This window comes from Amycolatopsis sp. NPDC003861, from assembly GCF_053605405.1.
The window spans coordinates 18951-43361 of record NZ_JBSGJD010000015.1; the positions used below are offsets into that span (position 1 = coordinate 18951).

Below are 24411 nucleotides of genomic sequence, written 5' to 3' on the forward strand. Positions count from 1 at the left end.
CTGGGCCGATGACGACCGACGGCGAACTGCTCGGCCGGCTCACGGGCCTGGACCAGGACGCCCTCGCGAAGGTGCTGGCCCACCGGCCGGACGTGCTGGCGGAGCCGTGGCCGCGGCGGCTGGACGTCGTCGCGGCGCGGCTCGCCTCGGCCGGGTCCGTCGATGCCGCCTTGCTCGGGTTGCCGATGCCGTTGGTGCAGGTCTTGCGGGCCGTCCAGCTGTGGTGCGCGCTCGGGCAGCGGCCGGTGCCCGTCGCGGACGTCGCCCGGCTGCTCGGCGCCACCGACGTCGAGTCCTATGTGGACGAACTGGAAGACCGGGCGCTGCTCTGGCGAGACGACGACGGGATCACGCTGCCGCAGCTGCTGCACCGCACCGGCTTCGGCGCCGAAGGGCTTGGCCGGCCGATCGCGAGCCTGCTCGAAGAACTCGGCACGACCCGGCTGGCGAAGCTGGCGCAAGCGCTCGGGATCACCGCGAAGAAGGCGGAGCTCGTCCGCTTCTTCCGCGACGGCGACCGCGTCCGCGACCTGTTCGCCACCGCGCCCGAGGAGACGCGGAAGCTGTTGCTGGACATGGCCGACGGCGTTCCCGAGGTGCAGGGCATCGCCCCGGCGGGCTGGGCGCACGACCACGGCTTCCTGTTCGGGACCTACCACGGCACCGTGGCCATGCCGATCGAAGTCTCGCTCGCGCTGCGCGGGCCCGACCACCAGCTGCCGTTCACGCCCGCGGAACCCGAGTGCACCGTCACCCCCATGGGAGCGGCCGAGGCGGATTCGACGTCGTCGGCCGCCGCGCTGCGGTTGCTCGACCGCGTGTCGGCGATCCTCGACCTGGCCGCCGCGGAACCGTTGCCGCTGCTCAAGGACGGCACGATCGGGGCCCGGCTGGTCAAGAAGCTGGCCAAGGACACCGGCGCCACGCCGGCGGAGATCGCGCTCGCCGTCGACCTCACCGTCCAGGCCGGGCTGCTGCTGGCCGACGAGCCACCGCCACCGCGCCGCGGCCAGAAGGCACCCGCGCCCACCCTCGCGCCCAACCCGGACCTTGCCCGGCCCGAGCCGGCGCTGCTGTACCGGCTGCTGCTGACGACCTGGTGGGACCCGGTGCCCCCGGAGTTCGGAGCCGACGTCGAGGCGCTGGTGCGGCGGCTGCTCGTGCGGCTGCTGGCGCGGCTCGCACCCGGCGACGCCGTCACCGACGTCGACGCGCTGATCGAGCTGGCCGAGTGGCACGCACCGCTGCTGCCGACCGACGACTTCGGCGGGCTCGTCGGGGAGGCGCTCAGCGAGGGCGAACTGCTCGGCGTCATCGCGCACGGCGCCGTGACCTCGGCCGGACGCGCCCTGCTCACCCCGGAGAAGCTCGTCGAAGTCACCGGCGAACTGGTCTCCCGGGCGCGCACGACGGCGTTGTTCGGCACCGACCTGACGGCGATCGTGCCCGGCTCACCCGACGCCCGGCTCGCCGCGCTGCTCGACCGCGTCGCCGATCGGGAAGCGCAGGGCACCGCGACCAGCTGGCGCTTCTCGCCGGCGTCCGTGCGGCGCGCGTTCGACCAGGGCGTTCAGGTCGCCGAACTGCTCGGCTACCTGCGCGGCGTCGCCACGGGAGAGCTGCCGCAGCCGCTGGTGTACCTGGTCAACGACGTGGCGCGGCGGCACGGCGAGGCGCAGGTGATCGACGTCGCGAGCGTCGTCGTCGGCGAGCCCGCCGTGCTGGCCGAGCTCGCCGCGCACCGGAAGCTCGCCAAACTCGGCCTGCGCGCGGTGGCGCCGACCGTGTTGACGTCCACTGTGGACGCCGTTCGTACGCTGGAGGCGCTGCGCGAAGCGGGTTACGCGCCGACCCGCCACGCCGCGGACGGCAGCATCGTGCTGCCCGCCCGCGACCAGACCGAGCCGACGGTGGCCGTCCGCGACCCCGAACCCGGCGAACAGCCACCCGATCCCGCCGGGCACGCCGAGCGGCTGCTGGCCGCCCCGGCGACCGGCCCGGCGCTGCTGCGCGGCCAGCTCGCGCGGGCGATGAGCGACCGCTACGCCGGCCGGCTCACGCCGAAGCAGCAACAGCTCTGCTGGCAGCTGGAAGCCGGGCTGCCGGTGGACATCACGTACGGCGGCGAGCACCTCGTCATCGCCTATCCCGAGGTCGACGGCGACGTCCTGGACGTCTGGTCTCTCCACGAGCGCACCTACCGGCGGCTCGAGCTGGCGCGGATCGAGCTGGCTCAGGCCTCGACGGCGGTGAGCCTCGCGTAGGCGACGACGTTGTCGAGGTAGTTGCCGCTCGACCGGTCGAACGCCCCGCCGCAGGTGATGAGCCGCAGCTCGGGGTCCGGGGTGTCGCCGTAGACCTCGTCGGTCGGGAACGCGGCCTTCGCGTAGCGGTCGACGCGGTAGACGGTGAAGACGGCGATCCGGCCGTCCGCGCGGCCGACCCTGGCCTGCTCGCCCGGCCGCAGGTCCTTCAGGCGGGAAAACGCGCCGGGCACGTGCTTGTAGTCGACGTGCGCGGCCAGCACCGCCGGGCCGGTCTCCCCGGGCGACGGCGCGCCGGTGAACCAGCCGACGGTCGTGGCGTCGCCCGGGACTTCCAGCGCGCCGTCCGGCGTCAGGCCGAGGTCCTTGATCTCCCCGGCCCGGACGCCGATCGCGGGAATGGTCAGTGACGCCGGTTTCGCCGAGGGGAGGCCGTCGGCGGTCGTTGCCGTGGGGTGCGCGAGGCTCGCGGTGCCCACCGGGTCCGGGGCGGCCGGGCTCGGCGGGGCGATCTCCTGCGGTGCCTTCGGCGCCAGGACGAGGACGAGGGCCACGGCCACGACGACGCCGAGCGCGGCGGCGACCGCGGTGACCGCGGGCCACAGACGCGGGTGCCTCAACTCGGGCGCCGGCGCAGGTAGAGCACCATGCCGCCGGACACGGTCGCGGCGAGCAGCGTGCCGCTGAGCACGAGGAACCCGGGGACGTCGTCGTCCGGCTCACCGCCACCGGTGGCGACGCCGCCGACCGGCTTGACCTTCACCTGGCCGCCGGTCTTTTTGGTGTCCTTCTTCGGCGGCGTGGTGGTCTTTTTCGTCGTGGACGTTGTTGCGGTGGCCGGCTGCTTCGGCCGGTGCGGGAGCGTTTCGCAGGCGATGCCGTTCTTGTCGCGGTCCAGGCCGTTGGGATCGCCTGGCGTGGCGTCGAGAACCGCCTGAGCTTCCTCCTGATATTGGAAGTCCGAGCAGTCTTTGTCGGCGGCGAGCGGGGTCGCGAGCTGCGCGGAAGCGAAGGGGACGGGGCCGAGGAGAGCGAACCCGGCAACGGCGGCGGCCGTCGTCAAGGCACGACGAAACAGGGACAACGAAATTCCTTCCGAACGGAATCTGAGGCGATTGCGTGGTTACTATCGCCGCCTCGGCGACGCTGTTACGGACGTTTCCGAAATTCCGGAAATGCCAGCACTCCACGAAGAGCGCCAGGTTCCGTGATTCTTTCGCATTTCCGTGTTGACCTGCGGATTCACTGCTCAGGAATGCATACCGGCCGGAATGTTACGGGCTCCGCGGTCACACCTTTGAGGTAATTCACGTGTGACGGTGCCGACCGGCCGCCACCGCGGTGTCCGCGCACCCCGTAGCCTCGGGGTATGCCGATCCAGGTACTGCTCGTCGACGACCACGAACTGGTCCGCCGCGGGCTCCGCGACCTCCTCGGCGACGAGCCCGACATCGAGGTCGTCGCCGAGGCGAGCAGCGTCGAAGAGGCCCTGGCGGTGGCGATGCACGTCGAGCCGGAGGTCGCGGTGGTCGACGTCCGCCTCGGCGACGGCGACGGCATCACGCTCTGCCGCGAGCTGCGGTCGAAGCCGAACCCGCCGGCCTGCCTGATGCTCACCGCGTTCGACGACGAAGAGGCGATGGTCGGCGCGATCATGGCCGGCGCGGCGGGGTACCTGCTCAAGCAGGTGCGCGGGCAGGACGTCGTGAACGCGGTCCGCGAGGTGGCGGCCGGGCGGTCACTGCTGGACCCGGTGAGCACCGCGCGCGTTCTGGACAAGATGCGCCACCCGCCGACGGACGAGCTGGCGACGCTCACCGAGCGCGAGCGCGACGTGCTGGAGCTGATCGGCCAGGGCCTGTCGAACCGCGAGATCGCCGAGCGGTTGTTCCTCGCGGAGAAGACGGTCAAGAACTACGTCACGTCGGTGCTGGCGAAGCTCGGCATGCAGCGCCGGACGCAGGCGGCGGCCTGGATCGCGCGGCGCGAGAAGTAACCATCCGCAGCCGCCGCGTTCGCAATCCGCCGTTCGCTGCGACCTTTTCCGCACCTCGTCACGGTCAGCCATGTCGATCAGGTCGTTTCCCCGCCCAGATTCACTCGAACGTGAGTCGAATATATGTTCGACCGGCCGGTAAGATCAACGTCGAGGGCGTGGAAGGGAGGCTGGATGACCCGAGAAGGATGAGTCAGTCGAGCGGCAGGTCGAACGCGACGAGGGTGCCGAGGCTGGGTGAGGAGTTCAGGAAGAACTTCCCGCCCGCGGCGTCGGCGCGTTCGGCGAGATGGCGCAGCCCACGGGTGGCCACGCCTTGGGGAACACCGGAACCGTTGTCCCGCACGCGGAGTTTGACGCCGTCGGAGTCCCTGGTGAGCGTCACGCGGGTTTCGCTGGCGCCGGAATGCCGGACCACATTGGACAGTGCTTCCCGCAGCGCGGCCCGGATGTGGTCGGCGCGTTCCGCGGGGATGTCGGCGAATTCGCCGGACAGCTCCAGGGTCGGCGGGTAGCCGAGCAGCTCGCCGGCGATGCGAACCTCGCCGCGCGCCGACTCGGCGAGGTCGGTGGGCGTGCCGGTGTCGTGGCGAGGCTCCGGCGACCGCAGCGCGCGCACGGTGCCGCGGATTTCCTCGATGGTCTGGTCGAGCTGGTCGATGGCATCGGAAAGCCGAGCCCCATCGGCCTGGGCGAACCGCTTGCGCATGTTCCGCCGGACACGGTCCAGCTGCATCCCGGCGCCGTAGAGCCGCTGGACGATGACGTCGTGAAGCTCGCGGGCAATGCGCTCCCGCTCTTCGTAGAGGGCAACGCGATGGCGCGCGTTGGCCCCTTCGGCGAGCGCGAGGACAACCCCGGCCTGGGCAGCGAAGGCGACAAGCATCTCGACGGTGCCCGCGGAGAAGGGCTCCCGCCCCCGTTTCCGGTAGACGGTGAGCGACCCGAGAACCCGCCCCCCGGACCCGAACGGCGCGGCCGCGAAGGGGCCGTAGCCGTGGAGTTCGGCGGGCACGTAGGGCGCGGTGCGAGGATCGACGGTGAAGTCTTCGCTGGACACGGGTTCGCCCCCGCGAGCCACCTGACCGGCCGCGGAGTCGGCGGGAAGAGCCAACCCCCGCAGCGACTCCCCACCGGCTGCCGCACCTGGTTGCGGGCTGCCCGAGACCGGGGCCGAGCCGCCGAGACGCGGTTCGCCCGCCACTGCGGCGGAGCCGGTTGCGCTGCCGTCGCCGAGCTCGGCTGGCGGCCGACCCGTTTCGATCGCCGGCCCGGTGCCGCCGGCGGCCGTGCCGGTTTTCGGGTCGTCTGGGCCGGGTCGTGTGGTGACTTCGCCTGCCGGGTGGGGGGTGGCGTAGTAGGCGGCCTCGACCACGACCCGGCCGTCCTCGGTGCTCACCATGGCCAGGCCCAGGTCGGCGTCGGCCAGCTCGGCCGCTCTGGCCACGACCGTGTCCAGCACCGCTCCCGGGTCGTCGCCGGACAGGGCGGTGCTCGTGATCTCTGTGGCCGCGGACAGTGCGCGCGCGGCAAGCGTCGGATCCATGAGTTCCGCCATTATCGCGCGGCGCGGCGACGGCGCGGCAGGGACACCGCGGGAATCGATCACGGCACCGGCACTCTGGTCACGACCCGGCCGTCGCGGACCTCGAGGACCACGTCCGCGTCCGCCGCCTCCGCCGCCACGTGCGTCACGTGCACGACCGTGCGGCCGGCCAAGGCCTCCCGCAGGTGTGCCCGCACCGCCCGGGCCGTCGCTTCGTCCAGGTGCGCGGTCGGCTCGTCCAGCAGCACCAGCCCGGCCGACGGCGCACCGAGCAGCGCCCGCGCCAGCGCCACCCGCTGGGCCTGGCCGCCGGACAGTCCGGTGCCGCCGCTGCCGAGCACCGTCTCCGGCGGAACGTCGAGCGCCGCGGCTTGCAACGCCTCGCACAGCTCCTCTTCGGTCGCCGTCGGGCGGGCCAGGCGGAGGTTCTCGGCGATCGTCGTCGCCGCGAGCATCGGCTCCTGCGGGGCCCACGCCACCGCGTCCGGGACCTCCACCGCACCCCGGCGGGGCGCGAGGAACCCCAGCAACGCCGCGACGAGCGTCGACTTGCCCGCTCCGCTCGGGCCGACCACCGCCGCGTACGTTCCCGGTGGCAGGTCGACGTCGACCTCGTGCAACACCACCGGTCCGCCCGGCCAGCCGAGGTCCGCTCCCCGCAACGAGACCGCCGGCCCCGACGCCGCGAGCACCGGCGCTTCCGGCACGTCGGCGAGGCGGCGGCGCGCGCGTTGCAGCGTGTCCCAGTGCTGCGCGACCGGCGGGAGCAGCGCCAGGACCTCCGCCAGCGCGAGCGGCACCAGCGCCGGCAGCGGCGCCAGGACCGGGTCGAGCCGTCCGTCCGCGACCGCCGCCGCGGCGAACGCCGTGCTGACGACCGCCGCCGCTCCGCAGACCAGCGTCACCAGTGCTTCCGCTGCGCCCGCGCCGAACGCCTGGCGACGCGCTTGCGCCACCAAACGCGTGTCGGCGTCCGTCAGAGCGCGGCGGTGATTCCCCGCCGTGCCGAACGCGAGCAGCTCAGCCGCGGCTTCGAAGATCACCAAGACGCGGGTGGCCACCTCGCGCCGGCCGGTGGCCAGCGCGGACGTCGCCCGGCGCTCCGCGCGCAAGGCGACCCACGGAGCGCACAGCCCGAGCGCCACCGCCGCCGCGAGCGTCAGGCCCGCCGCCGGCAGCACCCACGTCTGCACGGCGATCGCGCCGGCCGCGACCAGGAGCACCACCAGCGGCGGCGACACCACGCGCGGCAGCAGGTCGCGCACGGTGTCGACGTCACCCACCAGCCGGCGTTGCCCCTCGCCCGCGCGCAGGCTGCGCGCCGGCCCGAGGCGGACCAGCGAGTTCCACAGCCGCACGCGGACGCGGCCGGCGATGCGGAACGCGGCGTCGTGCGTGACCAGCCGTTCGACGTACCGCAGCCCCGCGCGGCCGAGGCCGAACGCGCGGACGCCGACGACCGCGACCGTCAACGTCAGGATCGGCGGCTGCTGGGACGCCTTGGCGATCAGCCAGCCCGACGTCGCCGTCAGCGCCACGCCGGCCAGCAGCGCCAGCGCGCCCAGCGCGGCGCCCCCGAAGAGACGTCCGTCGAGGAGCGCGCGCCACTTCAGCGGCGGGGCCGAATAGTCCACTGTGGACGTCTCCGCGGCGGATGCGACTTCGGACGGCAGGTCGACCGCCGCGGTGCGTTCGTGGGCCGCGATGATCGCCGCCGCGCCGTTGTCGACGGCGCGCTGCACGGCGTCGAGCACCAGGCGCGCGCTGGCTTCGTCGAGGTGCGCCGTCGGCTCGTCGAGCAGGAGCAGCCAGGCGCCGTGCCGCACCCGGTTCAGCGCCCGCGCGACGGCGACGCGTTGACGCTGGCCCAGCGACAGCTGGGAAACCGGCCGGTCGGCCAGCCAGTTGAGACCGAGTTCGGCGAGCAGCTCGTCCGGCGAGCCCGTTTCGTCGCGGACCGTGCCGCCGGTGAACACCGGTGACTGCGGCACCCACGCGACCTGTTCACGCCAGCGCGCGAGGTCGGCGTCGGCGAGGCCGGTCGAGCCGATCGTGATGGTGCCGTCGTGCGCCGGGACGAAGCCGAGCAGGGCCGAGAGCGTCGTCGACTTGCCGCCGCCGCTCGGGGCGCGAAGCCAGACCGTCTCGCCGGGGCGGACCGCGAACGACTCGCCGTCCGGCGCGAAGCCGCCGCGGCGCGCCACCCGCAGCGCTGCCACCCGCACCTCGCCTCGCGACGGGATCGCGGTCCCCGACGGCGGCACGGGAAGGGCCAGCAGATCGGCGACGCGCCGGACCGCTTCGACGCCGTCCTCGCTGGCGTGGAACGCCGCGCCGACCGCGCGCAACGGCTGGTAGCACTCCGGCGCGAGGATCAGCACGCCGAGCCCGATGGCCAGCGGCAGGCTGCCGCCGGCGAGCCGGACGCCGATCACCACCGCGACGAGCGCCACCGACAGCGTCGCGACCAGTTCGAGCACGAACGCCGAGGAGAAGGCGACTTTCAACGTCTTGAGCGTCGCGCGGCGGTGGCGTTCGGACAGCCGCCGGACGGTCTCGGCCTGCGCCGCGGCGCGGCGGAACGCGGTCAGCACCGGCAGCACGCGGACGAGTTCCAGGAGCCGCTCGGACATCCGGTGCGTTGCGTCGGTCGCGCCGGCGACGCGGTCGGCGGTGTACTTGCCGACGAGGATGGCGAACATCGGCAGCAGCGGCACGGTCAGCGCGACGATCACGCCGGACGGCCAGTCGGCGAACAGGATCGCCGCGCCGGCGCCGAGGGGCACGACGGCCGCCGTGACCAGGGCGGGGAGGTACTCGCGGAAGTAGGCGTCGAGCGCGTCGAGGCCGCGGGTGGTGAGCGCGGTCAGCTCGCCGTGGCCGCGCTGGGCGGTCCACTCGGGGCCCAGGCGCAGCGCGTGGTCGACGGCCTTGGCGCGCAGTTCGCGTTGCGCGGTCGCGGCGGCGCGGGCGGAGACCGTGCGCACCGCCCAGCCGGTCAGCGCGCGCGTCGCGACGAGCGCGAGCAGCGCGGCCAGCTGGGCGGTGCGTCCCCCGGACCCTGCTCCGACGATCGCCGCGAGGACGTCGGCGAGCAGGAACGCCTGTGCCACCAGGGCGGCGGCGTGGACGAACGACAGGAAGCCCACCAGGACCAGCGCCCGGCGCACGGCCGGCACGAGGGCCGGCAGCGCGCCGAGCGGGCCCTTTCCCGGCCGCGCTGAGTCCACTGTGGACTCCGAGGCGAGAAGGGTTGCGCGCCCGGGAAGTTCGTTCATGGTGCGTGGACCGCCGGGATGTGCTGGGTGCCGATGCGCTTGCGGAACACCCAGTACGTCCAGCCCTGGTAGATCAGCACCGCCGGGGCGCCGAAGACGGCGACCCAGGTCATCACGGTCAGCGTGTACGGGCTCGACGCGGCGCCTTCGATGGTCAGGGTGTTGGCGGCGTCGAAGGTGGAGGGCAGCACGTTCGGGAACAGCGCGCCGAACATCGTGACGGCGGCCCCGGCGATGACCACGCCGAGCGCGGCGAACGCCTGCCCGTCGCGGTCGGCGCGCAGCCGCAGCCAGGCGACGGCCGCAGCGAGAGCACTGATCCCGAACGAGAGCAGTGTCCACAACGTGCCGGCGCGCCACTGGACGACCGAGAGGAACGCGACCATCGACACCATGGCGACCGGGAGCAGCTTGCTGGCCAGGTTCTTCGCACGTTCTCGCAGTTCACCGCTGGTTTTGAGGGCGAGGAACGCGGCGCCGTGGGTGATCGAGAAGGCGGCGATGGCGAGCGCGCCGAGCAGGGTGTCCCACCGGACGGCGGCGAACGCTCCGCCGACGCGGTTGCCGGCGGCGTCGAGGGGCAGGCCGAGGACGGTGGTGGCGAGGATGAGGCCGACGCCGAGCGGCGGGATCCACGAGCCGAGCATGATGACGCGGTCCCAGTTGCGGCGCCAGCGGTCGGAGTCGACCTTGCCGCGGTACTCGAAGGCGACGCCGCGGCCGATGAGGGCGAGCAGCACGAGCAGCAGAGGCAGGTAGGCGGCCGAGAACAGCCCGGCGTACCAGGCGGGGAAGGCGGCGAACATGGCCCCGCCGGCGACGATGAGCCAGACTTCGTTGCCGTCCCAGACCGGGCCGATGGTGTTGACCATGACGCGCCGCTCGGTGTTGTCCTTCGCGAGGACGGGCAGCAGCATGCCGACGCCGAAGTCGAAGCCTTCGAGGAAGAGGTAGCCGAGCCAGAAGAAGGCGATGACGACGAACCAGACGATGGCGAGGGTCATCGGGCACCTCCGACCGGCCGGTCGCCGTGAGTTATCCACAACGGGTCGAGTTGTCCACAGATTTGCTGTGGGTAACCCTGGAGAGTGACCGACCCGATACACTGGGTTTGGGGACGCCCCCCGGGAAGGGCGGGGGCTGCTTTTGGATGGTGAGAGGCTGCTGCACAGCCGCTGAGCTGGGGATTTGGCATCTTCGGCCGCCTGACCGGAGCGGCGGTGAGACGCCGGAGCGGCGCCGAACCAGACCCTCGAGCGGGGCGGGGTGTGCCGGGAAGGGCTCGCCTGATGCGTTGAAGACGTCCGGTCGGCCGCGCTGGTCGGTTGTTCCGACCGGCACTCGGTCGGCTTCCTGGGAGAACTGCTGCACAGCCGCTGGTCTGGGAATTGGGCATCTCGGCCGCCTCAGTACGCGAAGGCGAGCGTGTCCTCGCCCGGTTTGTCGGAATCCTTGGGCTTCTCCGGGGGCATCACCGCTTCGACGCCGCCGCGGATGTACTTGCGCATCAGGTAGACCTCCACCACGCCGAGGGCCGCGTACACCGTGGTCAGGGCGATCAACGATGTCCAGACCTCGCCCGTGGTCAGCCTCGACACCGCCTGGGCGGTGAACATCCACACGCCGTCGACGCCGGTGGGGTTGGGGGCCACCACGAACGGCTGACGGCCCATCTCGGTGAAGATCCAGCCCGCGCTGTTGCCGAGGAACGGGGTTGCGATGCCGCCGAGGACCAGCAGCGGGAACCAGCGGCCGCTGGGGATGCGGCCTCGGCGGGTCAGCCAGAGGGCCAGGAGGCCGATGCCCGCCGAGATCGCGCCGAAGCCGATCATCATGCGGAAGCCCCAGTACGTCACCGGGAGGTTGGGGACGTAGTCGATCGGCTTGCCCGCCAGCGAACCCAGGGCCGGGTCGTCCGGGTAGTTCGTGCCGTACTTCGCCTGGTACTCCGTCACCAGGTTCTCGACGCCCTTGACCTCGGTCGAGAAGTCGTTGTGCGCCAGGAACGACAGCAGCGCGGGCACGTTGAACGTCTTCACGTCCTCGCAGTTCGCGCCCGAGACGTCGCCGATCGCGATGATCGAGAAGCTGGCCGGCTTTTCCGTGTGGCACAGGGCTTCCGCCGACGCCATCTTCATCGGCTGCTGCTCGAACATCAGCTTGCCCTGCGCGTCACCCGTGATCGCCAGGACCGCGAATGCCGCCACGCCGACCCAGCCGCCGAGGCGCAGCGACGAGCGCCAGACGTCCTCATTGGCGCGACGCCGCCAGAGGTGCCAGCCCGCGACGCCCACCAGGAACGCCGCCGCCACCGAGAACGCGCCGGCCAGGGTGTGCGGGATCGCGGCCAGTGCCGTGTTGTTCGTCAGCACCGCCCAGATCGAGTTCATGGTCGGCTTGCCGTTGTCGAACGTCACGCCCACCGGGTGCTGCATCCACGAGTTCGCGGCCAGGATGAAGTACGCCGACGCCATCGTGGCCAGCGAGAACGCCCATGCGCACGCCAGGTGCACCTTCTTCGGCAGCCGGTCCCAGCCGAAGATCCACAGGCCGAGGAACGTCGACTCGACGAAGAACGCGACGAGCCCTTCCATCGCCAGTGGCGCGCCGAAGACGTCGCCGACGAAGCGGGAGTACGCGCTCCAGTTCATCCCGAACTGGAACTCCTGCACGATCCCGGTCACCACGCCCATGGCGAAGTTGACCAGCAGCAGCTTGCCCCAGAACTTGGTCATCTTCAGGTGCCGCAGCTCGCCGGTGCGGACCCAAGCGGTCTGCATCGCCGCGACCAGGATCGACAGCCCGATGGTCAGCGGGACCATCAGGAAGTGGTAGACGGTGGTGATGCCGAACTGCCACCGCGCTAGCTCAAGGACCTCCACGTGGTCCAGCCTGCTCCGGGGGGCCTGACCCGGCCAGATCAACTGGTCCCGTTCCCGGCGGGACCAACGTCCTACCGCTGGTCGAGGGCCTTCCGCGCCTCCTCGGCCACGACCCGCCGCGGCCCCTCGTCGCCCAGCTCGAGGACGTGCCGCAGCGCCAGCGCGTACGCGGTGTCGAACGCTTTGCCCGCCTCGACCGGGATGTTCGGCGCCACGCCGACGCCCTCCCAGTTCTCCCCCGAGTCCGGGTCGTACGAGCGGGCGATCGGCACGGTCACGTCCAGGTAGGTGTCCACTTTGTACCGATCGCAGGGGTGCGCGCCGCCTCGCGTCGTTTCGCCGACGGTTTTCGCGCGGCCCTGCCGCTGCAGCGAGAAGGCGAGGTCCTCGCCGCCGGAGAACGTCACCGGGCCGGTGAGCACCCAGATCGGCTTGGTGCCGCCGAACTTCGGGCCCGGGACGTACGGCAACGTCCACATCTGGGTGACGCGGTCGCCGTCGCGCTCGTAGAAGTCTAGGTAGTGGGTGCGCTCGTCGACGAGGTAGCTCTGCAGGAACGCGCTGGTCTCCGGGTCGCCGCCGCGGTTGTGCCGGACGTCGAGCAGCAGCGCGTCGGCCGAGGCGATCAACGTCATCGCCGCCGAGACCGACGGCGCGGCGAGGTCGATCGGGTAGAGCATGGTCGTGTCGAGGTAGCCGACGTTGCCCGCGAGCCGCCGTACCGACGCGATCCCGAAGTTCTCCAGCTCGCCGGCGCGCCGGAAGTGCTCAGACGCGTGCTCCGCGGCACCGTCCACGGCGACGGGGTCGAGGTGGTGACGCAGCCGGAGGTGCTTGTCGTCGTTCACCGACTGGAGGTCGGTTGTGACGGCCGTCGCGAATTCCGCTTCGCCGAGGTCCGCGTACGCGCCTTCGTCGAGACGCGCGCGAAGCACCTTCGCGAGCTTCGCGGCGACGTCCGGGAAGACGTAGTGCGTTTCCACCCGGCGGATGACCTCTTCGACCTGCGCAGCACGCGCCTGTGACCCCATGCCGGTGAACCTACCGCAGGCCGCAACCAAAAATTCGGCACACCGAAAAAAATTGTGTGACACCCCGGGATGTCAAATTCATGGCCGCCGATCGCGCAATTTCGCGATCGCCATCAGCTTGCAGCTTTCCTAACCTCCCCTTTATCGTTGCAGTGAAAGGGGCGAAAAAATACTCATGACTGCCGCTATGGTGGCGCTGATCAGCGCGTTCGGCCTGGTCCTCGCCGTGGAGCTGCCGGACAAGACGCTCGTCGCCACCCTGGTGCTGACCACCCGTTTCCGCGGCTGGCCGGTTTTCGCCGGGGTGTGCGCCGCGTTCGCCGTGCAATGCGTCATAGCGGTCGCGTTCGGCAGCGTGTTGACGCTGTTACCGGACGTCGTCCTTTCCCTGGTCGTCGCCGCGATGTTCGGCCTCGGCTCTTTCATGCTCCTTCGCGAGGGCTTCAGCGAAGCCGACGAAGCAGGCGAAGACGCTTCGCGCACCGGCCCCTCCGCGGCGTCCTTCACTCGCTCGGCGATGACGTCGTTCGGCGTGCTCTTCGCCGCCGAGTGGGGTGACGCCTCCCAGCTCGCGACGGCCAGCCTCGCCGCCCGCATCGGCAACCCGTTCGCCGTCGGCGTCGGCGCCTTCACCGCCCTCGTGGTGGTCGCCGGGCTCGCCGTGTTCATCGGCGCGAAGATCCGCAGCCGGATCAAGCCGAAGCTGATCCAGCGCTGCGCCGGGTTCGCCTTCGCCGGGTTCGCGGCATTCGCCCTGCTCCAGCTCGCCTTCTGACGGCTGCCTCACAGGTTCGCCCGGTAACCTTTCGGGAACGAAAGGGGGAGCACCGGGTGAACTCGCCGAAGACGCACGCGGTCTCGCCGCTGCACGGCCGGATCGCGATCGGCGGCATCGGCCTCGCCGTGGTCATCTCGATCGACCTGCACCTGCGGCTGTCCGGGCAGGTCAGCCCGATCTGGCAGACGCTGTCGGAGTACGTCTACGGCAAGCTCGGCACCTCGTCGGCCGCTCCCCTGTTCAGCGTCATGTGCCTGGCCCTCTCGCTCGGCTCGGTTGCCCTGCTGGCCGGGATCGCCAAGGCCCACCGCCCCGGCACCACCGCCGTCTGCGTGCTGCTCGGCGTCTGGTCGGCCGGGCTGCTGGTCTGCGGCCTCGTCCCCGTCGACCCGGACGGCCAGGCGCGTTCGCTGGCCGGACAGGTCCACAACATCGCCGCGCTGACGGCGTTCGTCGCGCTGCCCGCGGCCGCGTTCGTGCTCACGCGGAAGGGCCGCGAGCGCTGCCCGTGGGAGCCCCGCCGGACGACGATCCGGCGCCTGGCCACGGCGAGCTTCGCCAGCGTCGGCGTGGTGCTCGGCGGCTTCGTCCTGACGCTCGTCCTCGGCCCGGCCCAGCAGGACGTCACGCTCGGCCTCTTCGAGCGGCTGCTGTTCACCGTCGACGTCGCCCTGCTGCTGACGATGGTCCGGCCGCTGCTCAGCCGTCCGTCTTGAGGATGTCGGCCAGCCGGGTGGCGGCCGCGACGACCTGCGGGCCCACTTCGGCCGCCTTCAGCGGCTCCATCGAGACGACGCCGACGCTCGCCCGCAGCCCCGGCACCCCGCGCACCGGCGCCGCGACGCCGGACGCGCCCGCCTCCAGCTCACCGGTCGACGTCACCCAGCCGTCACCGCCCGGCCGCAGGCTCATCGCCTTACCGGCCGCGCCGGCGGTCAGCGAGTGCCGGCTGCCCACCCGGTAGGCGACGTGGAAGTTGGTCCAGGACGGCTCGACGACGGCGACCGCAAGCGCTTGCGCCCCCTGCGCGACCGACAAGTGCGCGGTCGCGCCGACCTTCTCGGCCAGTTCGCGCAGCACCGGGCCGGCCGCGTCCCGCAGCTGCGGCAGCACCTGCCCGGCCAGCCGGAGCAGCCCGACGCCGAGCCGGACCTTGGTGCCGTCGCGCCAGACCAGCCCGCGCTCCGACAGCGGCACGAGCAGCCGGTAGACGGCCGCGCGGCTGGCCCCGATGGCCACCGCCAGCTCGGAGATGGTCGCCGCGTCGCCCCCGGCGTCGGCGACTGCCTGCAGCAGCGCCAAGCCCCGGTCGAGCGTCAGCGACCCCTCCCGGCCGGTCACAGCAAGCCGAGTTCGCCCAGGTCGGCGACCGGCTCCTCGAACGACGCCGCCGCATAGGACGCGAACAGCGCCCGCACGGCCTTCGCGGCCGGCTCGGACAGCGCACGGGCCTCCTCGGCCAGCGCCTGGGCGTCGGTCGACTCCAGCGCGCCCCGGACGTCTCCGCCGGCCAGGCTGCGCGCGGAGGCCACGAGCAGGTTCAGGAAGCCGTGGTGCACGAACCCGGTGTCCGGGTCGGTGTGCCGGACCGCGCGGTGCAGGCTGTTCGTCGCCTTGAACGACGCTCCGGTGGACCCGCTGACGACGGCGAGGAAGTCGGCCACCTCGTCGACGCTGGGGAAGTTCTCGCCCGCCTGCCCGCCGCAGCGGATCTTCGGCCAGCTGCCGTGCTCGATCACCTTCCGGACACCGTCGAGCCAGCCGACACCGCGCCGCGGCTCGACCACCCGGATGACGTCCTCCGGCACGAACTCCGAGACGCGCTCGAGCCACACCTCGTCGACGTCCGACGGCGCGGGCATCTCGACCATCCGCAGCGCGAGCAGCTCACTGCGCGATTCGACGATCGAGATGGCCTTCGGGACCCCGCCGAGGCCGGTGTCGATGATCAGCGAAAGCGGCAGCGGCTGCTTCGGCTTGATCTTGATCAGCTCGGTGATGAGCTCGGGCAGCCGCGACGCCTGGCAGAGGAAAACCCCCAGGACACCGGCGTGTTCGGAGCCCCGGCTGGCGAAGTGCGCACGGAGTGCTTCGGGCATGGCCGCATCGCCCGGAGGGAACAGCGCCGAGTCGTCGACGAGCCTCGCGAACAGGGGAGGAATTCCACGGGGGCCGGGGGGCGTGAGTTCCACAGCGCTTGACACGACTGACACGCTAGTAGCGTACGACATCAGGACAAAATCGTTCGCACAACGAACACGTCAGAAGGGGACGTCGATGCCTTACTACCGGCGAGTAGGCGAGATCCCGCACAAGCGGCACACCGCGTTCCGGAAGCCGGACGGCGGGCTCTACGCCGAAGAGCTGATGGGCGTCGAGGGCTTCTCCGCCGACTCCGCGCTGCTCTACCACCGCGGCCTGCCGACGGCGATCGTCGACGCCGTCGCAGTCGCGGAGGACCGCGGGTCGCTCACCCCGAACCACCCGCTCAAGCCGCGGTCGTTCCGGACCCGGGACCTCAAGTTCGGCGGCGAGGCCGACGCGGTGACCGACCGGCGGCGGCTGTTCGGCAACAACGACGTCACCATCGGATTCGTCACCGCGACCGCGCCCAGCCCGCTGTATCGCAACGCGGCCGGCGACGAGCTCTTCTACGTCCACGGCGGCTCGGCGACCTTCGAGACGATCTACGGCCGCCTCGAGGTCGGCGACGGCGACTACGTCGTGATCCCGACGTCGTGCACCTACCGGGTCGTCCCCGACGGCGAGGTCAACCTCTTCACCCTCGAGGCGCGCGGCCACATCGGGCCGCCGAAGCGCTACCTGTCCGCGAAGGGGCAGTTCCTGGAGCACTCGCCGTACTGCGAGCGCGACATCCGCGGGCCGGAGGAGCCGCTGCTGGAGGACGGCGAGGACGTCGAGGTGCTCGTGCGGCACCGCGCCGGGCTGACCCGCTACACCTACGCGACGCACCCCTTCGACGTCGTCGGCTGGGACGGCTGCCTCTACCCGTGGGTGTTCAACATCGACGACTTCGAGCCGATCACCGGCCGCGTGCACCAGCCGCCGCCCGTGCACCAGACGTTCGAGGGCCCGAACTTCGTCGTCTGCTCCTTCTGCCCGCGGAAGGTCGACTACCACGAGGGCGCGATCCCGGTGCCGTACAACCACGCGAACGTCGACTCCGACGAGCTGATGTTCTACGTGCGCGGCAACTACGAGGCCCGGAAGGGCTCGGGGATCGGCATCGGCTCGCTCTCGCTGCACCCGTCCGGGTTCACGCACGGCCCGCAGCCGGGCGCGGCGGAGGCGTCGATCGGCGCGGAGTTCTTCGACGAGACGGCGGTCATGGTCGACACGTTCGCGCCGCTGGAGCTCGGCGAAGCGGCCGAGGCGTCCGAAGACCCCGGTTACGCCTGGACGTGGTCCCGCCGCGGCCCTAAGTCATAGTCAAGATTCGGAAATACCGTCCCCTCCCCGTTCCGCCGGCCGGATAATGGAAATCCGGGTGGCGGAACGGGGAGGTTTTGATGATCAATTCCCAGCCAGCGCGTCGAAAGAGAAAAGTTCTCCCGTTCCTGGCCGCGATCGTGGTCGCGATCGCCTTGATCATCGGAATCCGGTACTGGACCAGCGATTCGAGCGACGAGGCCGACGCGCCGAAGTGCTCAGGCGCGGACGCGATCGCGCTCAACGTCGCTTCGTCACCGGAAAAGGTCGGCATCGTCCAAGAGGCCGCGAAGGCCTACTCCGGACGGACGGTCGCCGGGCACTGCGTCGACGTCGTCGTGAAGTCGAAGTCGTCCGGCGTCGCGATGCAGGCGCTGGCCAACGGCTGGAACGAAGCCGTCGACGGGCCGCGCCCGGACGTCTGGACACCGGCCGCGAGCGGCTGGGTCAACCTGCTGCGCGTCAACGCGAAGGGCGACACCGGTTCGCTCGTGCCGGACGGTGATCCGCCGTCGATCGCGAACGCGCCGCTGGTCGTCGCGATGCCGAAGCCGATGGCCGAGGCGCTCGGCTGGCCCGGCAAGGCGATCGGCTGGAAGGACCTCGCCGGCCTGGCCACCGACCCGGCGGGCTGGGCGAAGTACGGCCACCCGGAGTGGGGCAAGTTCCGGCTGGGCAAGACGAACCCGAACATCTCGACGTCCGGGCTGAACGCGACGATCGGTGCCTACTACGCCGCCACCGGCACGTCGTCCGACCTCACCGCGGCCGCGCTCGAGAAGCCGGACGCGAAGCAGTTCGTCACGAACATCGAGCAGGCGATCGTGCACTACGGCGACACCACGCTCACCTTCCTGACCAACCTGCAGAAGGCCGACGACAAGGGCGCGGCGCTGTCGTACATCTCGGCGGTCACCGTCGAGGAGAACTCGCTGATCGGCTACAACCAGGGCAACCCGACGAACGACCCGGCCAAGGTCGGGCAGCACGGGCCGCCGAAGGTGCCGCTGGTGGCGATCTACCCGGGTGACGGGACGCTCAACTCCGACCACCCGTTCGTCACGCTGAACTGGGCGGACCCGGTGCGCAAGCAGATCGCCGCGGACTTCCTCGGCTACCTGCGCCTCGCCGAGACGCAGGCGAAGTTCGCCGCGCTCGGCTTCCGGTCGTTCGAGGGCAAGCCGGGCCCGCCGGCGACGCCCGCCAACGGCGTCCAGCCGGACGCGAAGATCAGCTTCCTGCGGCCGCCGTCGCCGTCGGTGCTGTCGAAGCTGCTGGCGTCCTGGACCGACCTGCGGAAGAAGGCGAACGTGCTGCTCGTCGTGGACGTCTCGGGCTCGATGGGCGACGAGGTGAAGGGCACCGGCAAGAGCAAGATCGACCTGGCGAAGCAGGCCGCGATCGACTCGCTCGGCCAGTTCGTGCCGCGCGACCAGGTCGGGCTCTGGCAGTTTGCGACCCACCTCGACGGCGACAAGGACTACCAGGAGCTGCTCCCGGTGCAGGCGCTCGGGAACAGCGGCAAGGAGACCCTGGCCATGCGGCTCAGCGGGCTGACTCCCCAGTCCGGCACGGGGTTGTACGACTCGTCGCTGGCCGCGTACGAGTACATGAAGGCCCACCTGGACCCGGCGGCGATCAACGCGGTCGTGGTGCTGACCGACGGCCGCAACGAGGACTCCGGCGGCATCGACCTCGAGCACCTGGTGCCGCAGCTGCGACCGGAGGGCAACGCGGAGTCGGTCCGGCTGTTCACCATCGCCTACGGCTCGGACGCCGACCAGGACGTGCTGAAGCAGATCGCCGAGGCGACCGCGGGTTCGGAGTACGATTCGTCCAAACCGGACTCGATCAACCAGGTGTTCACCTCCGTGATCTCCAATTTCTGACATGAAGTTCGCCCGTGAGCTCGCCGAACCGTGGGGGCTGCTGCTCGCCGCCACGTCGGCCGGGGTGGCCTGGGCCGTGCAGCTGCCGGTCGTCGCCGCCCTCGGGGTCGGGGTGGCGGTGCTCGCCGCCCGGGCGGGCGTGGCGGTGGCAACCCGCGAGAAGGAGCCGCCACCGCGGGAAGCCCGCGTGCTGGACGTGGCACCCGGATCGGCCGAGGAGAACTGGCTGCATCGCGCGTCGGCCGCGGCGGAGGGCTTCGCCTCGCTGAGCGGCTCGCTCGAGTCCGGTCCGCTCGCCGACCGCGTGGCGGACATGGAGCCGGTGGTCCGGGAAACGCTGGCGACGCTCGAACGCCTGGCCGGCCGCGCGTCGGCGACGGGTCAGGCGCTGGCCAGGGTCGATCCGGACGCCGTCGCGCACGAACGGCGTCGGCTGCAGCGCGAGTTGCGCACGGCCCGGGCGGACGTGCGCGGCGACCTGGAGCAGGCGCTGACGGCGGTCCAGGCCCAGGCGGACGTGCACGCGCGGCTGTCCGGCGCCCGCGACAAACTGCTGGCGCAGCTGCAGTCCGGCGCGCTCGGCCTGGACAGCCTGGTGGCCCGGGTCGCCGAGCTCACGGCCACGACGACGGACATCGCCGTGGACACCGGCGCGGTGCGCGAGCTGAGCGACCAGCTGGAGGGCATCCGCCAGGGCGTGCTGGAGACCGAGCAGGCGACGCGGAAGTCGCTGGGTTAGGCGGCCACCAGCGTCCGATCGCGGCGGGGCAGCAGCAACGGCGTCGCCAGGACCAGCACCCCGGCGATCCCGATGGCCCAGCGCGGCCCGACCAGACCGGCGAGCAGGCCCCAGAGCGCGGTCAGCGTGGCGATGGACGCCTTCGTGCTGATCGACCACGCCGACAGCGTCCGCGCGGTGCGGTCCGCCGGGAGCTGCTCGAGCCGGTAGGTCGCGAGCACCGGGTTGAAGACGCTGCAGCTGACGATCAGGCCGAGTTCGACGACCATGACGTAGGCGAGCCCGCCGGTGCCCGCCGGGATGAAGGCCAGGGCGAGCAGCCAGCACGCCCTGATCGCGCCGGACATCACCAGGACCGGGTGGCGCCCGAACTTCGCGACCAGCCGCGGCGTCAGCCGTGAGCCGGCGAGCCCGCCGAGGCACGGGACGGCGAACGCGAGCCCGTACTGCCACGGCGGGAACCCGAGCTGGTTGAGCATCAGCACGGCGAGCAGCGGCTCGGTGCCCATGACCAGGCCGTTGAACACCATCGCGTTGAACAGCAGCGGCCGCAGTCCCCGGTGCGCCATCAGGAAGCGCCAGCCGTCGGCGAGGTCGCGCGGGCGCAGCCGGGCGGCGGTGCGCGGGCGCGGTTCGTCCCCGCCGATCGCGCGGATCCCGAGCGCGGAGAGCAGGAAGCTGACGGCGTTGGCGACCACCGACGTCACCGGCCCGAACAGCGCGAACGCCGCCCCGCCCAACGGCGGCCCGAGCGCGGTGGCGGTCCAGTTCGTCGACTCGAACCGGCCGTTCGCGAGGAGGAGGTCTTCGGGCGGCACCAGGCCCTTGAGGAAGGCCCCGCTCGCGGAGGTGAAGGTGATGTCCGCCGCGGCGACGACCACCGAGACGGCCAGCAGCTGGCCGAAACTCAGCACGCCGAAGGCGTAGGCGGCCGGAACGCTGACCAGCGCGCCGAACCGCACCAGGTCCATGGCCACCAGCACCGGCTGCTTCCGCCGGCGATCGACCCACGGCCCCAGCGGAACGGCGACGAGCGCCCCGACGGCCGGCCCGACCGCGGCCAGCGCCGAGACGGCCGCGGGCCCGGCGTGGAGGACGAGGATCGCGAGCATGGGGAAGGCGCCGAAGCCGAGCCAAGTCCCGAAGGCGCTCACCGCATAGGCCGACCAGAGCCACCTGAACCGCGGCCCCAGCGACCGCCCGCGCATCACGTCGGAGATCAAAGCGGGGAACGGCCGTGCGCGGCAACCGACATGCCGTGACGCCACAAGTTGTCCACATCTGGCGCCGAGTGTGGACGACTTCGCTTGCGGTGTCGGCTTTCCGGCCTGTTGTCGGTTCCCGCCGATAGAATGGACCTGGGGACGCCCCCCTGGGAGCGGCGGGGGATGTTTGGTTCCGCTGGGGCGCCTGGCACACCACTCTGGTGTCGCCGAGCTGTGAGGTGTTCCTGCCGCACGCCCGCGAGCTGCTGTCGGGCGAGCTGCGCGCGCTGGCGTCGGTGCGCAGCGGCCCGCTCCGCGTCGACGTCATCGGCAGGCGGCTGTGCCCGGCCACGTTGCTGCGCGAGTTCCACCAGGCGCACCCGAGGTAGCGCTCGAGGTCGCGGCGATCCGGGATGGCTCGATCGACGCGTCGTTCCGCGCGGTCGTCACGCTGCCCGACGACCTCGACACCCAGTGGGTGCTCGACGAGTCGATCCAGCTGTTGTGTGGCCCCACGCACCCGCTGGCGAACTCGGCTGCGGTTACTCCCGCCGAGCTGGCCGGGCACCGGATCCGGTTGCCCGGCGTGGTGCCCGGGACCGAGTGGGGCGCGTACTACGCCGAGTTCGCGGCGGCGTTCGACCTGTGGATCGACGCCGCCGGGCCGAACTTCGGCATCGAGGTGGTATTGGACACGATCGCGGAATCGAGCGAGGTGGCGACGTTGCTCGGCGCGGGGAGCCGGGTGTTGTGGCCGCCGGGGCATGACCTGCGGCGCGTGCCGATCGAAGCTCCCGTGCCGGTGTACCCGCATTCGCTGGTGTGGCGGCGGGGCAACGCGCACCCCGGACTCGCGGCGCTTCGGCGTCACCTCGCGAAGGGCGAACGGGCGGCCGGCGGGTGGCGGCCGAGCTGGGCCGCCTAACCGAGCCAGACCGTGCCCAGCACCGGGTAGCCCGGGAGGCCCGTCTTGGCCGCGCCCGGGTGGGGGGCGCCCGCGATCCAGAGGCGGCCCGTCGCCGCGATGTTGGCCGCCATCGAGGGGTCGACCTTGGGGAGGCGGAAGCGGACCACGCGGCCGTCGGCCAGCATGGTCAGGCCGCTCAGCCTGGCCGCGCCGTGGCGGGTCATGCGGACCGGGCCGTCGAGGACCGCGCGCAGCTCCGTCCAGTGGTCCGCCGGGAGGGGCCTGCGGTAGGTGATCGCCCGGGACACCGCCGCGAGGGCGCCCAGGAGCGCGCCGGCGCCGCACGGCCACGCGAGCCATCCCACCACCGGGAAGTCGAGTGCGACCCAGACCGCGAACCCGGCCAGTACCAGCAAGAACGCCGCTGTCGTGCGCAGGTCGCGGGCCAACTGGCGGCGGTGTGCGGCCAGCACGGGGTCGAGCCTCGGCGAGCGGGACCCGGCCGGTTCCGGCACCGGTACGGCACCCGGCGGCGGGATGTCGTGGATCCGGGCGCGGCGGACCCGCACCACGCCGGAGAACCCGACGAACACCTTCGGGCCCCGGCCCAGCAGCCAGACCCGGCGGTGCCCGGCGACCAGCAACCGGTGGGCTTCGTCGAGCCGGACGCGCAGCCACCGGCCGTCCGGCAGGCGCACGCCCACCGTCCGGCCGGCCGCGACCAGGCCGCCGGCGGCGATGTCCACCTGCCGGAACGCTTCCCGCTTCAACCGCGTCTCGGGCAGGTGGGCGTGCGCGCGGTGGAGCCACCACGCCTCGATCGCGCCGGCGAGCGCGAACGTGCCGACCGGCAGCGCCACCCCCGCGCCGGCGAAGAACTGGGCGAACCCGAACACCACGAAGAACGCGGCCACGAGCCGCTGGTTCGCGGTGTCGCGGCCGAGGCGGTCGAGGTACTCGCCGAAGATCGGGAGGGCCCCGGACGGCATGGCGGGGTCGAGTTCGAACGCGCGGACGCGCTCGGGGACCGGGACGATCGGCACGCGGAACCCCCACGGGGTCGGGTTGTTAACCGCTTTTCGGCAAAGTGGGCACCGGCGTTACCGGATGCACCGATCAGCGGGTGGGACGTGAGCGCCACGACTACCCAGACCGTCGAATTCAGGTTAGGCTCACCTAAGTAGGAGGTGAGCCGTGACCGAGGCACCCACAACCGTCCGCCGCCCGCCGGCGCCGAGCCCCGCCGAGCGCGCCAAGACGATCGCGACCCGCAACGGCCCCGCGTCGTTGCTGCCGACCTGCGATCGCACGGACCTCGACGGCCGGCGGGTCGTGCCGGTGCTGCACCACGTGCACCACAGCGGCAGCGTCAGCGTGCTGCTGCCCGACGACCACCCGATGGTCGGCGCGGCGAAGCAGACCCAGCGCGGGGAGCTGGCCGTGATGGTCGAGCTCGCCGACCAGGCCCCGGTCGACCTGCGGGAACCGATCCGCGGGCTGCTGTGGATCACCGGCTGGCTGCGGCCGCTCTCGCCGGTTTCGGCCCGCGCGCGGGCGGTGGCGATCGCCGAGACGCGGCCGGACGAACGGCTCCTCGACGTCGGCCACGGCGTCACGCTGCTGCGGCTCACCCCGGCGTCGCTCGTGCTCGCCGACGCCGAAGGCACGCACTCGCTGCGCCCGCACATGTTCAGCGCCGCGCCGCCGGACCCGTTCCACGACTACGAGGCCCAGTGGCTGCGGCACCTGGAGAGCGACCACTCCGACGTCGTCGAGCAGCTGGCGAAGCACCTGCCGGCCTCGCTGCGCGGCGGCCGGATCCGCCCGCTCGGGCTCGACCGGTTCGGGCTGCGCCTGCGCGTCGAGTCCGACAGCGGCGACCACGACGTGCGGCTGGCGTTCTCGAAGTCCGTCGACAGCCCGGCGCAGCTCGCGGCGGAACTGCGCCGGCTGGTCGGCTGCCCGTTCCTGCGCGGGCGGTCAGGCTAGTTCGGCCGGGAAGCCGCCCTTCGCGATCGGCCCCCAGCTCTCGATCGTCACGCGGATGATGCTCTTGCCCTGCTTGACCATGGCCGCGCGGTATTCGTCCCAGTCCGGGTGTTCGCCGGAGATGGCGCGGAAGTACTCGACGAGCGGCTCGACCGAATCCGGGATGTCCAGCACCTCGGCGGTGCCGTTCAGCTGCACCCACCGGTCGTTCCACTCGTCGGACAGGATGCAAGCCGAAACCTTCGGGTTGCGCTTGACGTTCACGACCTTCGCGCGCTTCGGGTAGGTCGAGACGACCAGCCTGCCCTCGGCGTCGACGCCGCAGGTCACCGGCGAGAGCTGCGGGCCGCCGTCGGCCTTCGTGGTCAGCAGGATGGCGCGGTGGCGGGTCGACAGGAACTCGACCAGCGCGGCACGGTCGACGGTTTCGTTGGTGGCGATGCTCCTCGGCATACCC

General features: G+C 71.9%; 22 protein-coding genes. 10 read left to right on the forward strand and 12 right to left on the reverse strand.

All coding sequences use genetic code 11. The features are described from left to right. The first annotated feature begins 8 nt into the window (after nt 1–8). Nucleotides 9–2264: a helicase-associated domain-containing protein gene (locus tag ACWEVN_RS06505; RefSeq protein WP_452050511.1), complete on the forward strand. Its 2256-nt coding sequence runs from the start codon at nt 9–11 to the stop codon at nt 2262–2264. On the opposite strand, the gene ACWEVN_RS06510 is transcribed toward ACWEVN_RS06505, so the two are convergent. Further along, nucleotides 2234–2884, reverse strand: coding sequence for a class F sortase (locus ACWEVN_RS06510; protein WP_449687315.1), 651 nt, complete (start codon nt 2882–2884; stop codon nt 2234–2236). The two genes, ACWEVN_RS06505 and ACWEVN_RS06510, sit on opposite strands and share 31 nt — an antisense overlap. Continuing rightward, nucleotides 2881–3348, reverse strand: coding sequence for an excalibur calcium-binding domain-containing protein (locus tag ACWEVN_RS06515; RefSeq protein WP_449687316.1), 468 nt, complete (start codon nt 3346–3348; stop codon nt 2881–2883). The genes ACWEVN_RS06510 and ACWEVN_RS06515 overlap by 4 nt, the downstream gene beginning before the upstream one ends. 285 nt (nt 3349–3633) lie before the next feature. On the opposite strand from ACWEVN_RS06515, the gene ACWEVN_RS06520 reads away from it, so the two are divergent. Next, nucleotides 3634–4260, forward strand: a complete 627-nt coding sequence (locus ACWEVN_RS06520; RefSeq protein ID WP_043788689.1) for a response regulator — start codon at nt 3634–3636, stop codon at nt 4258–4260. A 193-nt stretch (nt 4261–4453) separates the two neighbouring features. Here ACWEVN_RS06520 and ACWEVN_RS06525 read toward each other — a convergent pair whose 3' ends face one another. The 5 genes from ACWEVN_RS06525 to ACWEVN_RS06545 form a co-directional block, all read right to left on the reverse strand. Beyond that, on the reverse strand, nt 4454–5806 hold the full coding sequence (locus ACWEVN_RS06525; RefSeq protein ID WP_452050512.1) for a GAF domain-containing protein: 1353 nt from the start codon (nt 5804–5806) through the stop codon (nt 4454–4456). A 59-nt stretch (nt 5807–5865) separates the two neighbouring features. Then, nucleotides 5866–9084, reverse strand: coding sequence for a thiol reductant ABC exporter subunit CydD (gene cydD, locus ACWEVN_RS06530; protein ID WP_452050513.1), 3219 nt, complete (start codon nt 9082–9084; stop codon nt 5866–5868). Further along, nucleotides 9081–10088: a cytochrome d ubiquinol oxidase subunit II gene (cydB, locus tag ACWEVN_RS06535; protein ID WP_452050514.1), complete on the reverse strand. Its 1008-nt coding sequence runs from the start codon at nt 10086–10088 to the stop codon at nt 9081–9083. The genes cydD and cydB overlap by 4 nt, the downstream gene beginning before the upstream one ends. A gap of 402 nt (nt 10089–10490) precedes the next feature. Continuing rightward, on the reverse strand, nt 10491–11966 hold the full coding sequence (locus tag ACWEVN_RS06540; protein WP_452050515.1) for a cytochrome ubiquinol oxidase subunit I: 1476 nt from the start codon (nt 11964–11966) through the stop codon (nt 10491–10493). A gap of 71 nt (nt 11967–12037) precedes the next feature. After that, nucleotides 12038–12997, reverse strand: coding sequence for a S41 family peptidase (locus tag ACWEVN_RS06545; RefSeq protein WP_452050516.1), 960 nt, complete (start codon nt 12995–12997; stop codon nt 12038–12040). 187 nt (nt 12998–13184) lie between these two features. Between ACWEVN_RS06545 and ACWEVN_RS06550 the strand changes: the two genes are divergently transcribed. Then, on the forward strand, nt 13185–13772 hold the full coding sequence (locus ACWEVN_RS06550; protein WP_449686308.1) for a TMEM165/GDT1 family protein: 588 nt from the start codon (nt 13185–13187) through the stop codon (nt 13770–13772). A gap of 56 nt (nt 13773–13828) precedes the next feature. Continuing rightward, nucleotides 13829–14491 (forward strand): DUF998 domain-containing protein, encoded by a 663-nt coding sequence (locus tag ACWEVN_RS06555; RefSeq protein ID WP_449686271.1) that lies wholly within the window; start codon nt 13829–13831, stop codon nt 14489–14491. Here ACWEVN_RS06555 and ACWEVN_RS06560 read toward each other — a convergent pair. Continuing rightward, a complete protein-coding gene (locus ACWEVN_RS06560; RefSeq protein ID WP_449686272.1) occupies nt 14475–15116 on the reverse strand; it encodes an IclR family transcriptional regulator in 642 nt (213 codons plus the stop codon). The genes ACWEVN_RS06555 and ACWEVN_RS06560 overlap by 17 nt on opposite strands. Further along, complete coding sequence (locus tag ACWEVN_RS06565) at nt 15113–15967, reverse strand: hypothetical protein (RefSeq protein ID WP_310968509.1); 855 nt, start codon at nt 15965–15967, stop codon at nt 15113–15115. The genes ACWEVN_RS06560 and ACWEVN_RS06565 overlap by 4 nt, the downstream gene beginning before the upstream one ends. Before the next feature lie 85 nt (nt 15968–16052). On the opposite strand from ACWEVN_RS06565, the gene ACWEVN_RS06570 reads away from it, so the two are divergent. The 3 genes from ACWEVN_RS06570 to ACWEVN_RS06580 all read left to right on the forward strand — a co-directional run bounded on the left by ACWEVN_RS06570 (nt 16053) and on the right by ACWEVN_RS06580 (nt 19853). Beyond that, the gene (locus ACWEVN_RS06570; protein ID WP_449686273.1) at nt 16053–17225 is read left to right on the forward strand and encodes a homogentisate 1,2-dioxygenase domain-containing protein; all 1173 of its coding nucleotides are present in this window, start codon (nt 16053–16055) and stop codon (nt 17223–17225) included. A gap of 80 nt (nt 17226–17305) precedes the next feature. After that, a complete protein-coding gene (locus ACWEVN_RS06575) occupies nt 17306–19114 on the forward strand; it encodes a substrate-binding and vWA domain-containing protein (protein ID WP_452050517.1) in 1809 nt (602 codons plus the stop codon). A gap of 1 nt (nt 19115) precedes the next feature. After that, on the forward strand, nt 19116–19853 hold the full coding sequence (locus tag ACWEVN_RS06580; protein WP_452050518.1) for a hypothetical protein: 738 nt from the start codon (nt 19116–19118) through the stop codon (nt 19851–19853). On the opposite strand, the gene ACWEVN_RS06585 is transcribed toward ACWEVN_RS06580, so the two are convergent. After that, the gene (locus ACWEVN_RS06585) at nt 19850–21064 is read right to left on the reverse strand and encodes an MFS transporter (protein ID WP_452050519.1); all 1215 of its coding nucleotides are present in this window, start codon (nt 21062–21064) and stop codon (nt 19850–19852) included. The genes ACWEVN_RS06580 and ACWEVN_RS06585 overlap by 4 nt on opposite strands. Nucleotides 21065–21279: 215 nt before the next feature. On the opposite strand from ACWEVN_RS06585, the gene ACWEVN_RS06590 reads away from it, so the two are divergent. After that, nucleotides 21280–21447, forward strand: a complete 168-nt coding sequence (locus ACWEVN_RS06590; RefSeq protein ID WP_449686277.1) for a hypothetical protein — start codon at nt 21280–21282, stop codon at nt 21445–21447. After that, nucleotides 21399–21983: a LysR family transcriptional regulator substrate-binding protein gene (locus ACWEVN_RS06595; protein ID WP_452050520.1), complete on the forward strand. Its 585-nt coding sequence runs from the start codon at nt 21399–21401 to the stop codon at nt 21981–21983. The genes ACWEVN_RS06590 and ACWEVN_RS06595 overlap by 49 nt, the downstream gene beginning before the upstream one ends. Here the strand turns inward: ACWEVN_RS06595 and ACWEVN_RS06600 are convergent. Further along, nucleotides 21980–23008, reverse strand: a complete 1029-nt coding sequence (locus tag ACWEVN_RS06600; RefSeq protein WP_452050521.1) for a hypothetical protein — start codon at nt 23006–23008, stop codon at nt 21980–21982. The genes ACWEVN_RS06595 and ACWEVN_RS06600 overlap by 4 nt on opposite strands. Before the next feature lie 151 nt (nt 23009–23159). Between ACWEVN_RS06600 and ACWEVN_RS06605 the strand changes: the two genes are divergently transcribed. After that, on the forward strand, nt 23160–23954 hold the full coding sequence (locus ACWEVN_RS06605) for a DUF2470 domain-containing protein (protein WP_452050522.1): 795 nt from the start codon (nt 23160–23162) through the stop codon (nt 23952–23954). Here the strand turns inward: ACWEVN_RS06605 and ACWEVN_RS06610 are convergent. Continuing rightward, nucleotides 23946–24407 (reverse strand): PPOX class F420-dependent oxidoreductase, encoded by a 462-nt coding sequence (locus tag ACWEVN_RS06610; RefSeq protein ID WP_452050523.1) that lies wholly within the window; start codon nt 24405–24407, stop codon nt 23946–23948. The genes ACWEVN_RS06605 and ACWEVN_RS06610 overlap by 9 nt on opposite strands. Between the last annotated feature and the right edge of the window lie 4 nt (nt 24408–24411).